This is a genomic window from Clostridium sp. HCP1S3_C6, from assembly GCF_052066735.1.
GTDB lineage: Bacteria > Bacillota > Clostridia > Clostridiales > Clostridiaceae > Clostridium.
The window spans coordinates 34595-48930 of record NZ_JBQHRN010000006.1 but is presented as its reverse complement, the minus strand read 5'-3'; the positions used below and the strand labels follow the sequence as shown (position 1 = coordinate 48930).

General features: G+C 27.9%; 6 protein-coding genes. 4 read left to right on the top strand and 2 right to left on the bottom strand.

The features are described from left to right. Window positions 1-78: 78 nt before the first annotated feature. Both ACTNAO_RS03540 and ACTNAO_RS03535 read left to right on the top strand, forming a co-directional pair. On the top strand, window positions 79-1749 hold the full coding sequence (locus tag ACTNAO_RS03540) for a glycoside hydrolase family 13 protein (RefSeq protein WP_441026236.1): 1671 nt from the start codon (window positions 79-81) through the stop codon (window positions 1747-1749). Window positions 1750-1760: 11 nt separating this feature from the next. Next, on the top strand, window positions 1761-2903 hold the full coding sequence (locus ACTNAO_RS03535) for a hypothetical protein (protein ID WP_441026235.1): 1143 nt from the start codon (window positions 1761-1763) through the stop codon (window positions 2901-2903). An 18-nt stretch (window positions 2904-2921) separates the two neighbouring features. Here ACTNAO_RS03535 and ACTNAO_RS03530 read toward each other — a convergent pair whose 3' ends face one another. Then, window positions 2922-4283 carry an MATE family efflux transporter gene (locus ACTNAO_RS03530; protein WP_441026233.1) on the bottom strand — a complete coding sequence of 454 codons (1362 nt, stop codon included), beginning with the start codon at window positions 4281-4283 and terminating at the stop codon, window positions 2922-2924. Window positions 4284-4518: 235 nt separating this feature from the next. On the opposite strand from ACTNAO_RS03530, the gene ACTNAO_RS03525 reads away from it, so the two are divergent. Together ACTNAO_RS03525 and ACTNAO_RS03520 are read left to right on the top strand one after the other, a co-directional pair. Further along, the gene (locus ACTNAO_RS03525) at window positions 4519-11715 is read left to right on the top strand and encodes an InlB B-repeat-containing protein (protein WP_441026231.1); all 7197 of its coding nucleotides are present in this window, start codon (window positions 4519-4521) and stop codon (window positions 11713-11715) included. A gap of 145 nt (window positions 11716-11860) precedes the next feature. Next, on the top strand, window positions 11861-12589 hold the full coding sequence (locus ACTNAO_RS03520; protein ID WP_441026229.1) for a DUF881 domain-containing protein: 729 nt from the start codon (window positions 11861-11863) through the stop codon (window positions 12587-12589). A 23-nt stretch (window positions 12590-12612) separates the two neighbouring features. Here ACTNAO_RS03520 and asnB read toward each other — a convergent pair whose 3' ends face one another. Then, a complete protein-coding gene (gene asnB / locus ACTNAO_RS03515; protein ID WP_441026227.1) occupies window positions 12613-14202 on the bottom strand; it encodes an asparagine synthase B in 1590 nt (529 codons plus the stop codon). Between the last annotated feature and the right edge of the window lie 134 nt (window positions 14203-14336).

The window sequence follows — 14336 nt, the reverse complement described above, 5'->3', positions numbered from 1 at the left end:
GCAGAATAGTAAAAGAATAATGTATAATTTAAATATACAATTAGTATAAAATATATTATTCATTTTAAGGAGAATATTATGGAGAAAAAATGGTGGAAAGAAAGTGTTGTATATCAAATATATCCAAGAAGTTTTAAGGATAGTAATGGAGATGGTATTGGAGATATTAATGGTATAACAAGCAAACTTGATTATTTAAAGGAATTAGGAATTGATGTAATATGGTTATCACCTGTATATAAATCACCTAATGATGATAATGGATACGATATAAGTGATTATAGAAATATTATGGATGAATTTGGTACTATGGAGGATTTTGATAAACTTCTTAATGAAGCACATAAAAGAAACATTAAAATATTAATGGATCTTGTTGTTAACCATACATCAGATGAACATAAGTGGTTTGTTGAAAGTAGAAAATCAAGAGATAATAAATATAGAGATTATTATATATGGAGAGAAGGTAAAGATGGAAAAGAACCTAACAATTGGGGGTCTATATTTGGAGGAAGTGCATGGCAGTATGATGAAAATACTAACATGTATTATCTTCACTTGTTTTCAAAGAAACAACCAGATTTAAACTGGGAAAATGAAACAGTAAGAAATGAAATATATGATATGATGAAATGGTGGCTTGATAAGGGAATTGATGGCTTTAGAATGGATGTAATAAGTATGATATCAAAAGATCAAAAATTCCCTGATGGAAAAAATGGTGACTTTGGGCCATATTCAATTCATGGACCAAGAGTACATGAGTTTTTAAAAGAAATGAATAAGGAAGTATTGTCAAAATACGATATTATGACAGTGGGAGAAACAGCAGGGGTTACTATAGATGAAGCTAAAAAATATGCAGGGTTTGATTCAAATGAACTTAATATGGTATTTCAATTTGAGCATATGGATTTAGATAATAATAAAGATTATAAGTGGAATGATGAACCTGTTAAGTTAACTAAATTAAAAGAAGTTATGGGAAAATGGCAAACTGAACTTGAAGGAGAAGCTTGGAATAGTCTTTTTTGGAATAATCATGATCAGCCAAGAGTAGTATCAAGATTTGGTAACGATAGTGATGAATATAGAGAAGTTAGTGCAAAAATGCTTGGTACATGTCTTCATATGATGAAAGGAACACCATATATATATCAAGGCGAAGAACTTGGAATGACTAATATTTATTTCAATTCTATAGATGAATATAATGATATTGAAAGTATAAATGCATATAATGAATTAGTAGGTAGCGGTAAAGTATCAAAGGAAAAAATGATGAGTTACTTAAGATATAAAAGTAGAGACAATGCAAGAACACCAATGCAGTGGTCTGATGATGAAAATGCCGGATTTACAACTGGTAAGCCTTGGATGACTATTAATCCAAATTATGTTAAAATAAATGCACAAAATGAAGTAAGTGACAGTAATTCAGTATTTAATTATTATAAAAAGTTAATAAAACTTAGAAAGGAAAATGATATAATTGTTTATGGCAATTATAAGCCAATATTAGAAGAGAGCGAAGAAATATTTGCATATATTAGGGAATTAGAAAATAAAAAGCTTTTAGTTTTATGTAATTTTACTAAGAATGTAACTTCTGCAGAAATTCCAGCTGAATTATTAAATAAGGATGCAAAACTTCTAATATCTAATTATTCTTGTGAAGATTTAGACAAAAATTCAAAGGATATTAAGTTAAAAGCTTACGAAGCTAGGGTTTATTATTTTAATTAAGGAGAGTGCCTATGGCTGGCAGTATAATTGAAGGTGCTTTTGCTCTTTCAGCTTATAAAATAGCAGGACCTTATTTTAGAATTGCTATAGTAGCATGTGAACCATATTTAGGAATTATAATTATAGGATTATGTGAAAACTTAAATAATCTTTTTGGAAAACCTCTTAATATGCAAGAAACTTTAGCAGGAAATCCAATAGTGTTAACTATTGTAACTATAATGTTTATTATTACAAAAATATTAAAATCTAATTCTGGAACAAAAATTTTTGGAATGATAACATTAGGCGAAATAGAAAAAAAGCTTGCAGTAATATTTCCAGTTATTCTTGGAATAATTAATATATATATGATTATAAAATATGGAGATATACCTGATAATAAATCTAATGAAAGTATTTTAATGATTTTATTTACTATTATTTTAAGTATATTATCTGTTGTTGTATGTTATATTATAAAAACTGTAGCAAGCTGTATTGAAATATTAGAATTATCATTAGGATTTATACCTGGATTTTCTTTGTTTTGTGAAATTGTAAAAAGCTTGCTTGTGGTATTTTTGTTATTAATAAGTATAATTAATCCCATTGCAGGAATGATTATAAATATTATTATTATACTTATAAGTGCTGTTTTATTTAAGAATAGTTATGGAGTAACTTTATATTTTAGAAAAATATATATAAATCCATTTATAATAAAATTAGGATTAAAAAAAGAAAAAGATTTATTATATAGTGAAAAGGTATTAAATAAAATAAGAGAATATTTTAATTTTTCCCAAATAGATATTATAATCCCAGTATTTTCGTTAAAGAAAAATAATGATTTTAAGAAATATGAAATGTGGTATTTAGTTTCTCTAAATAATCAGGTGTTTCTTTTAAAAAATGCATTTTTTAAGAAAAATGTAAAGTGTATAAAATTACAAAATTCGCTTCATAGTGAAATTTTTATAAAGGTTCAAAAGAGGTTTATTGAATTTTTTACAGTTTTCAATAAAAAAGAATTTATAGATACAAATTTTAATAAGCCAATTAAAAATATGAGTTTTGCTTTTAGCCATGAATATATTAAAAATTACAATAAAATAATTTCCTTTTTAAAATTTTATGAAATAAAAAAAGCATGTGGTAAAGATAATTTTTAATCTTTGCCACATGCTTTTTTATCTAGTAACATTATTTAACCATGCATATGATTTAAACCTAATAATGCAAAGAGGGATCTTGAAAACTTCATCACACATAAGTATTACATAAACTACTGGGATGCTTAATTTAAGTACAAAAGCTGCAATAAATCCCAAAAGTATGGAAAAACACCACATGGTACTTACATCTACGAAAAGTCCATATTTAGTATCTCCACCAGCTCTAAATATTCCTACAATCATTGTTGTATTAAAGGATTGACATATTACAAAGTATGACATTACAAACATCATTGAACTTAAATATGATACTGCTTCATCTGAAATATTTAAGTATTTCATAGCAATAGGCCTTACTATTAAAACCACAATTGCTCCAATAAAGCCTAAAACAATACTTAGTTTTATGCATTTTTTTGAATAAGATTTTGCTTTTTCTATATCATTTTCACCTATTGATTTACCTATGATAATTGCAGCAGCAGCAGATACTCCAAAGGCAACAACTGTAGCAAGTTGTCTTGTAACCTGAACTATTGAACTAGCTGCTGCAACCTGGCTACCTAATTGACCAAGTATAGCAGCATTAACAGATGTACCAAGCCCCCATAAAAGTTCATTAACAGTAACAGGAATTGAAAATCTAAAAAAGTCTTTTAATAATAATTTGTCAGATTTTATTAAATATTTAAGTTTTATTTTGACTGTTTCATTGCATCTATAGGCATATACTAGTGTAATAATAACTTCTACAATTCTTGCAATTAAAGTTGAAATGGCAGCACCAGCTATTCCAAAGCTTGGTATAAATGATATGCCAAATATTAATATGTAGTTAAATATAACATTTATTATTAAAGAAACTGAATATACTACAGTTGATATTATTACCTTTTCTAGAGTCCTCATTATATTTAAATAGACAATAGTTATAGATGAAAATATGTATGAAAAGCATACAATTCTTAAATATTTTATACCTTCATTAATAACAGGTTCTTCACTTGAAAATAACATCATTATTTCCCTAGGAAAAATAAAGGTTACAGAAGTAAAAATTATTGAAACAATAAGAGAAAATTTTAAAGAAATGCCAAGAACCTTTTCTATAGATAGAGTATCTTTTTTTCCCCAATATTGTGCTGTTAAAACTGCTGCACCTGATGTAAGTCCAAAGAAAAATAATGTCATAACAAATTGTACCTGGCTTGCTAATGAAGCTGCAGATAATACTGTTTCATTTACACGTCCAAGCATTATAACATCTGCAGAAGTAACACCTACATTAATTAAATTTTGAATAGCAAGAGGTATTACTAAAGCAAATACTGTTTTATAAAAATTTTTGTTAGTTAATTGTAAGTTTTTGTCGTCCAATATTATCACATTCCTATATTTATTTATTTCCACAAGTAATAATATCAGAAAAATATCATAAGGGAAAGTAATAAAATTTTATAGCAAATAAAGTCTGTATTCGTAGTAAATATGGATATTATGTAAAAAAATAAAACTTTTTTTAAAAAGTAGTTAATATTTGTTTAAAGTAGAGATTTAACTATAAAAATATGTTTTAATTAGATCATAATAAAAAATAAAAGGGGGGAATTTTATGAGAAAAATAAGTAAAACTAACATAATAACAAGTTATATTGTTCTTATATGCTTTTTTGCTAGTTTGATTACTGCAATACCAGTTAATGCAAGTGCAGCTGATGAAAATGAACCTAAAAAGTGTATAGAATGTAATAAGGAAGCAATAGAAATATCAAGTTATGAAGACCTTAATAAAATTAGGGGAAATCTTAGTGGATGCTTTATATTAACAGATGATATTGATTGTGAAGGAAAAGAATTTACACCAATAGAAGGTTCTTTTACAGGACATTTCGATGGTAATAATCACAAAGTACTAAATTTAAAGATTAATGGATCTGAAAAGGTGGGGTTTTTTTCAAGCATATCATCAGGAACTGTTGAAAATTTTGCTATTGAAGATGCAAAAATAAAAGCTACTGGTTCTGATGTTGGAATACTAGTTGGTGTAGCAGAAAATGCAAAGATAAGCAATTGTTATGTTAAAGGAGAAATTGAAGGTTTAAGCAGAATTGGAGGAATATCGGGTTCTGGTATTTCAAAAACTACATATACAAATTGTTATTCTTATCTTTCAAAAATTACATCAAAAAGTAATGAATATGATGTGGCTGGAATATCAGGAGGAAATGATAGCACAATAAAGGCCATAAATTGTTATACAATATCAGATGGACAAAAGAGTCCAATTTGTGGTTCTATAGATTATAATAATGATAAACTTACTGAAGAAAATTTTGAGTATTGTTATTATAATGAGGAATTTGAAAAAAATAAGTTTACTGAATTTGCTGATTTTGGCATAAAAGATTCTCAAATGACTAACAAGGATACATATAAATCATGGGATTTTGATAATGTATGGCAAATAGATAATACTAAAAATTCTGGTTATCCTTATCTAAAAAGCTTTTTAGAAAAAGGTAACAGCTTAGAAATTACACCTGGTAATGTTGTTGTAGCTAAAGGACATGAGCAAAACTTTAATTTACAACTTAAAATTAATGGAAAAGTAGTTTTACCTACAGAAACAAAGTGGAGTATTGAGGGTAATACTTCAACTGATACTAATATTGATAAAAATGGAAAATTTACCTTAGGATTAAATGAAACAGGTGATGTAGTAACAGTAAAAGCTGTTGCAACATTTAAAAGTTCTTCTGGTAAGGAAAGTGTAGTAAAGGGATATTCAAATGTATTTATATCTAATATTAAAGATGCAGATACTCCTAAATTTGGTTTGAATTCTTCTCAAGAGGTATCATATAAGATTGGTGATAATAATCCAGAACCTTTAAAAGCTAATGCATCAGTAAATGATGGTGGTACATTATCATATCAATGGTATATAAATAATGTAAATAGTAATGAAAATGGACAACCTATAAATAATGCTATAGGTGATACATATATACCTGATTTAGATGTGGCAGGAACTTATTATTATTATGTTATAGTAACAAATAATAATGAATCTTCTGAAATAACTGGTGCTCACATGATTCAAAAGGCAAGTAGTGTTTATACTGTAAAGGTAGCTGCTAATCATGAAATTATTTATGATACTAATGGAGGTACACTTAGTGATAGTGCAGTAAAAAGCTTTAATGAATTAGATTCTGATATTGCTCTTGAAAATCCAACAAGAGATGGTTATGATTTTGATGGTTGGTATACAGACAAAAATTTTGTTAGTGATAAAGTTACTTCAATAAAGAAAGGTACATCAGAAGATGTTTATTTATTTGCTAAATGGGCTCAAAAAGGTCAAACACCAGAAAAAGATGAGGGCGCTCATAAGGATTTTATTAATATTTCCTTTGATATAAATGGAGCGATTGGTAATACACCAGAAAATATTACTGTAAAAAATGGTGAAAGCATCAAATTACCTGTGATTTTAAATGCAGTAAAACCTGGATTTATTTTTAATGGATGGACATATGAAGATGGAAAACTTGCAGATAATATAATTAAATGTGAAGGAAAAGATATAAAACTTATTGCTTCATGGAAGAAAGTTACTGCAGATGTTTCTATAGATGAAATTAATAGTGAGTATAGTAATGTTTCAGAAGTTGTTGGAAAAATCAATGTTAAGTCAAGTGAAACTGTTTCTGTAAAAGTTAATGTTATGAAAGATGGTAAAGATTATACAAATTTTGTATACAATAAAGACAGTAACACAATAACTATTAAAACAGAAGGCTTTGGAGTTCGTGACAATTATAGGGTTATAGCTGAAGCTTATTATGAAGGTTATAAGTTAGATTATGATACAGTATCCTTTGCTGTAAATTGCATTGAAAGTATTAATACTCGTTATGAAGGAAAAATAGTAGATTCTATAGATATAAATAATGACAATATTATAGATAAAGCTATTTCTAGCGGCAATGATAGCAATTCATTTTATAAGGCTATTAGTAACTTAAGTTTATCTAGAGCTATTACAATAAATGATGGTACTTCAAATGGAGAATACATTGTTTCAACAAGTGATAGTTCAGTAGCGCTTGTAAGTGAAAAATCTTTAAGTGGTGTAAATATAGGAGATAAAGAAATTACCACTAAAGAAAACAAAATTTATATAAATGGTCTGAAAGATGGTAATTGTACAATTACAATAACTCATAAACAATCTGGAGTTACAAGAAATATTAATGTAAATATAAACTCATTAAGTAAAAGATTATATGTTGTAAAACCTGAATATACATCTGGATACAGATCATATATTAAATTAAATGATAGTCTTTCAAAAAGAATTATTAGATATTCAAATTATCTGAATGGTTATGGTGAGGATGATAGTTCTGATATTACTAAATTAAAATGGACATTTAAATCTGATAATGGTGTAGATGGAGTAAAGCTAATAAAATTATCAAATGGAGATGTTGTTCTTTACAATTCATCAAAGAAGTTTACTGGTACATTATATAGTAATATAACTAACTTTGATATTCTAATTTCAAGATCAATAGATAATATGAAAACTGGTGAAGAAGTAAGAGGTGGCAGTTATCCTAGAAATACATTAGGAATTAATGGAACATATAAAATAAATTTAAAGCTTGTTCAAAATTCAAATGATTATGTTCAATCTAATATAGATATTAATGCTTATCTATTAAAAAATGAAAAGATAGTTGACCATGTAAGTAAAAATTATTATGGAAATTTAAGTGATAAGCCTGATATTAGTCTTGGATTTAATAGTGATAATATAGGTGAAATTTCTAGTAATGATACTTTAGAATTAGTTTATGAAATAGCAAGTAACAAACATAAACCAAGGTACGGTAGAAATATTATTATTTCTCAGGATGAATTGAAAGATACTAAAATAATTGAACAGTTATCCAGAACTGAAAATAATAAATCATCTATAGCAATATTTAAAGAAATAAATAAAGGTATTGAAAGTGAAGAAACAAAAAAATATATATCATTAACAGATGATCAAAAAGAACAGGATATAAGAATATATACAGCAACTAGTGAAGTTGCAAATCAAGCTTCAGCAGAAGTTAGTATTGGATCAAGAAAATATGATAATAGTAAAAGAAATAATGTTACTTTTGATGGAATGAAGTATACTTGGTATGTTAATAATATTAAGCTAAATGAAAAATCTGTAGAGTCAGGAACAACAAATAATATCAAGTTAAAATTAATAAATAATAAGGGTAATTTAACACAATTAATATCATCAGATTTTAAGGTTTCAAGTTCAATTAATATACCAGATCCTACAACTCAGCAAATTTTCAGTTTCTTTGGAGGAATATCTGGAGGTGAAATAGTAACTAAGCCAACAGGTAAATTTAATCTTAGTTTTCAGCTTCCAAAGAGTATAGAAGCAAACTTTGAAGTTTCAAGTACAGATAATACTTTATCAAGAACTTTTGTTGCACTTTTAGGCTATAGTGGGGAAAAGGATCTTGGAAAAGGTGGTAATAAGAAGGATGATGCTAAAAAGAAAGAGAAATTTAAGGAAACCTTAAATAAAGAAATGCAGAAAATAAAAGACAAAAAAGCTGGTAAAAAAGGAGGAAAGTTAGATGGTTCATTAAGTGGATATATGATGGGAACACTTAATTATTTAAATGGTAAGTGGTCATATTCTGTATCAGGAGGAGGAATAAATGGTAGCATTGGCGTTAGTTATGGAATAACAAATAATGTATTCTTGGGTCCTGTTCCTGTGTATTTTGGATTTAAAGTTGGTTTACAACTTGATGGTGATATACTTGTTGCAGGTCAAAATAGCTATCACGATTTATTTGATATAAATAACTATAATTTGGTATTGGATGGCATGATTGGAGTTACTGGTAAGGTATGTGTAGAGGGTGGTATAGGATTTGATGCAAAGGTTCTTGCTGTCAAATTTGGAGCTGTAGGAGAAATTAAGCTTTCATATAATCACAGAGGTGTTATGTTCTTTAATAATGGAAGTTTATCAAGAGTATTTAATGGAGGAGAAACAACTCTTTCAGGGTCTTTAAAGCTTGTTTTCCAAGCAAAGTTCCTTTTCTTCAAAACAAAAATAGAGCTGGCCTCAGGTTCCTTATCAAAGACCTGGTCTAATGGATATAAATTCCCGTCAGGACGCCCTAATGATTTTTTGAAAAATGGCAGTGATGATTTGGAGATTAAAGGAAGCAGTATAGTACCATTAAGCTTTGCTAAAGGTAATGGCATAGATTCAGATGATTGGAAATCTAATATATATCCATATGCAGATCCTATATCATCAAAAGATGGTAAATCAATAGGACTTTTATATAATGATGGAGATATGAATGATCCAAAATCAATAAAACCAGCCATTAGTTATAGTACTGATGGTAATTATTCTGAACCAGAAGTAATAACAGGATGGGATGAAGATAAGAATGTAGTTTCATCAATGGATTATGATGGAGATAACAATATGCAGGTTCTTGCTTTTAGTACTGCAAAATATGCAGGTATTGATGATGATAATATACAAAGTATAGAAGATGCCATGAATAGTAGTGATATTTATGTTACAACAGTTATTGATGGTAAAAAAATTACTAAAAAATTAACTGATGATATGTTATCTGATTCTGCTCCAATAGTATATACAAATGGGAATAAAGCAGTAGTATTATGGCAAAAAGGTAACTATAATATTGACACAGATAGTAATGGTAACTATACAGATGGGGGCTATACAGATGGTGATACTTTATGGTATTCAACATTTGATGGTAATGAATGGACAGATCCAAAGATGATAGAAGATGGAAGCATAGGTAGTACTAAAGCTTATGATGTGGCTATAATGGAAGATGGTACTATAATGGCTATAACTAGTAGATCTAATGATTACAGTGATGATTTAAATTCTAGACAAATAGTTTCATATATAATTAAAGATGGACAAGTTTTAAGAGAACAATTAACAGATGATAATTTACCAGAAACTCAACCAAGAGTAACTTTATATAACAATGATGGCAAGGAAGCATTTGCAGTAGGATATATAAAAGGTGAAGATTCATTAGGAGCTAAAAGCGGAGAAGATGGTGAAACACCTAATGTTTCTCATAGGCTTATTTTAAAGGGATATGATAAAGATGGAAATGCCATTAGTAATTTAGACTGTCAAAGTGATTTAGATGAAGTAACTGAAAAGTACGATTTTGTTAAGTCAGAATCAAAGGATTTAGGAGTATCCTGGATTGGATATGATTATGATGGCAAGTGTAATGCATATAGTAAAATTGTAAATATCTCTGAAAATGATTCATCATTATCAAAAACCTATACTATAGATACTTTAGAAAGTGGTACAGCCATTAATAAATTATCATCATATATAAAAAATGATAATAATGGTAACCCAGTAGTAAGCGCTGATATATTAGCACAAAAAATTACAGAAGAAAATACTGATGAAGAAAAACCTGCATTTATTACTAATAATTCCATTACTATTACAGATAATATTGAAGATGTTACACTTAGTGTAACAGATGAATTTGCATATCCTAATGAAACAATTAATTGCAATATTTCATTTAAAAATTCATGTTCAGATAAAATTAAAGCATTAATGGTAGAAGCTGATAATCAAGTTCAAACAATAAGTACAGATGTAGATATTAATGATTATGGAAGTGTAAATTATACTTATACAATTGGAAATGAAGTTAGAGATGTAGATGTAAAAATAACACCAATATTAAATGATAATTCTACAGGAAAAACAATTACAAAGAAGATGAAATTGTATTTACCAAATTTATATGTAATTGAGCCAGAAATTATAAAGAAACAAAGTGGAGGAGTTTATACTCTTAGTAGCTATATAGGAAATATTGGAGTAAGGCAATTAGAAGATGAGGATTATGTTATTGTAAAGATTGTTGAAAACAATGATAAAGTTTCAAAAGTTGAAGCAAATTCTGAGGGAGCTACTGTTTTAGATGATGGTACAATAAAAATTTCAGGAAAAGAAGCTATTAAAGCCTTAAATGAAGATTTTTATAATCTTACATTTAATCATAAGGTTGAAAAAGATTCTTATAACAAAAATGGTGTAAAACCAATGCATATTTATGTTGAAGCATATAACAAGGATGATGAAAAATATGATGATATAATGCTTACATATAGTGAAGCTTCCTTTGACTTTGTAAAACCATCATTAACAGAAGGAGAACAATTTAGATATGATATAGAACAGAATAATGATTTACAATATACAAGTGCAAAAATTACTATTACTAATAATTATGAAGAATCAGGAGAAGGTAACTTTAAAATATCATTATTAGATAATGATTCAAATGTTATTGAAAGCAAAATAGTAAAAATGTCATTTGATTCTCAGGAGGCTAAGGAATTTAATGTTGAATTTGATAAAGTAGGAAAAGAAATTGTTATAAGTGAAACACAGGAGGAACCTACAGAACCAGTAACACCTAAACCAGTAGAACCAGAACCAATTGTAAATCCAGGCTATAATAATAATAGTGGAATTTATAATATTAATTCAACTAATAGTAGAAGAAACAATTTAGATAACAATTCTAATTCAAAATCTACATCAAAGGAAACAGGAAATAGTATTCCTGTAGGCTTATTATTATTTAATATTACATCAATTTCTGTAATTGCAATTTTTGGTTTAAAAAAATTAAGAACAAAAAATAATAAAGGTATTAAATAAAATTAGAAAAGAGTGTGCTTATTTAAAAATAGCATGCTCTTTTTTGGGTAATAAAATTTATAGTAATTTCAAAATAAATTCTATTATGAGTTAAAACTTTATGATAGAATTAGAACTATAGATATTTTATAAATGGAGTAATAATATGAAAAACAATTTGTCTAAGATTTTTGTGGGAAGTGTCTGTGCTTTATTAGGCTTTTTAATTGTATTTCAAATAAGAATGTCAAATGCATCCAAAAGTAGAAGTATGTATAATAGTTCAGACATTGAAAGTGATATAGAAGTATTAAAAGAAAAGAAAAATAATTTAACAGAAGCTAATGCTGAACTTAAAGAAAATGTAAGTGAATTAGAGGCTGAAGCTGCAGAGGCTAATGCAGAAGGTCAGGATATTAAGGATCAGCTTTATAATGAAAGAGTTAATTTAGGAATAATAGATGTTACAGGAGATGGGGTAACCATAACAATAAAGGCTAAAAATACTATGTTTGGCTCTACAGGCAAGGATACAAGTAAAAATATCGACACCAGTGATATTATAAAGATATTAGATGCCTTATGGTTTGGTGGAGCAGAAGCCATATCTGTTAATGATATGAGAATAACAATGCAAACAGGAATAAGCTCTTCTGCATCTGATATTTTAATTGGTTCAGCTGGTAAAATAACAGCTTCTGATGCTATTGTAATTAAAGCTATAGGTGATTCGGATAAGATGAAAAAGAATATTTCAGAAGAATTTAGTGTAATGTCAAATTCTAATCTTATACAAAATTACAATGTAAATATAGAAAGTACTAAAGCTTTAGTAATAGAAAAAACTACAGAAAATTTGCAAGGTGATCAATTAAGAAGTATACATAATAAATAAAAAATAGGCTTAAAGCCTATTTTTTATTTACCGCTATCTCCATAGTTAGAAAGAACTCTTGCACTTGGGTCGTTAACATTACAGCCTTCCCAAGTTTTATTTGGCATCCAGAAATCTTTTATCCAATGAGCTTGGCCTGGATAGAATTCTTCAAAGATATCTCTATAAAGAAGAGACTCTTTAGTAAATGGAGTTCCATAAGTATATTTTTCTTTTGCATTTTTTACATCTTCATCAGTATATTTTTCTTCTGCATAAGCTTTTAGATAATCAACCATTGAGTGACCAACAGCATCACTAAAAGCAGCTTTTTCTCTATAAAGAATAGATTCAGGTAAATAATCAAATCCATCAAAAGCCTTTCTTAATAAATATTTACCTTTATTATAAGTATTCATTTTCTTTGCTGGATTAATACTCATAACGTAATTAACAAAATCTATATCTGCAAATGGTACTCTGCCTTCTAAAGCATGAGCAGAAATACATCTGTCAGCTCTTAAAACATCATACATATATAGTTCTTTAATCCTTTTTTCAGATTCCTTTTGGAATTCTTCTGCATTTGGAGCAAAGTCAGTATATTTATATCCAAATAATTCATCACTAACTTCGCCAGTTAAAATAACTTTAAGATCTGTATTTTCATGAATATATTTGCATAATATGTACATACCAATACTAGCACGAATAGTAGTTATATCCCAAGTTTCTAAATGATAAATAACTTCTCTTAATGAGTTTAATACATCATCTTTTGTCATTATAACTTCTGTATGATCAGTACCTAAGAAATCTGCTACTTGTTTTGCATATTTTAAGTCAATAGGATCTGTTTCCATACCAATGGCAAAAGTTTTTATTGGTTTATCAGTTATTCTTTGACCAACAGCACATACTAGGGAAGAATCTAATCCACCACTTAAAAGATATCCTATTGGAGCATCTGATTGAAGTCTCTTTTCTATTGCAGTTACAAGTTTTTCTCTTATATTTGTGCAAATTTCATCTATAGAATCATCTATAATTGTTTTTGGACTTGATAAGTCATTATAGCATGTGAATTTTCCATCTTTATAGAAATGTCCTGGAGGAAATGGCATAATATCATCACAATAATCAAATAAAGCCTTTGCTTCACTAGCAAATGATATTTTTCTTGTTTTTTTATCATATCCATAGAACATTGGTCTTATTCCCATAGGGTCTCTTGCAGCCATTATAGAACCAGCTTTTTTATCATATAATACCATAGCAAATTCTGCATCTAAAAATTTACATAAAGTTTCTAATCCAAACTTTTCGTAAAGAGGTATTAAAACTTCGCAATCACTTGAAGAATTAAATTTATATCCATATTCTATAAGCATTTTTTTTAACTTTGGATAATTGTATATTTCACCATTACATACAAGTTCGCAATCATTAAGACGGAAAGGCTGATTACCTTTAGGAGATAAATCCATTATGGCAAGACGATTAAATCCCCATGATATGCCATTTTCTAAAGTGCCACTATTATTATCTGGACCTCTGTGATAAACCTTTTTTAAAGCTAATTGAAAGCTTTCTTCTGAAATTTCATCTGTGTTTAATACAACAAAACCACACATTGTGTAAAACCCCCTTAATTAATGCAAAATAAAAAGCCCGCTAAAAATAGCGGGCTACCTATAACTCAAGTTAACGAAAAAAACTTCTAGTTACATGGTACGGAAAATACTTCTAAAGAGCACTCGATACCCGC

Excerpts from the sequence above, each read along its gene's own strand:
- ACTNAO_RS03540 (WP_441026236.1), top strand. The coding sequence starts at position 79 with ATGGAGAAAAAATGGTGGAAAGAAAGTGTTGTATATCAAATATATCCA.
- ACTNAO_RS03535 (WP_441026235.1), top strand. The coding sequence starts at position 1,761 with ATGGCTGGCAGTATAATTGAAGGTGCTTTTGCTCTTTCAGCTTATAAA.
- ACTNAO_RS03525 (WP_441026231.1), top strand. The coding sequence starts at position 4,519 with ATGAGAAAAATAAGTAAAACTAACATAATAACAAGTTATATTGTTCTT.
- ACTNAO_RS03520 (WP_441026229.1), top strand. The coding sequence starts at position 11,861 with ATGAAAAACAATTTGTCTAAGATTTTTGTGGGAAGTGTCTGTGCTTTA.
- asnB (WP_441026227.1), bottom strand. The coding sequence starts at position 14,202 with ATGTGTGGTTTTGTTGTATTAAACACAGATGAAATTTCAGAAGAAAGC.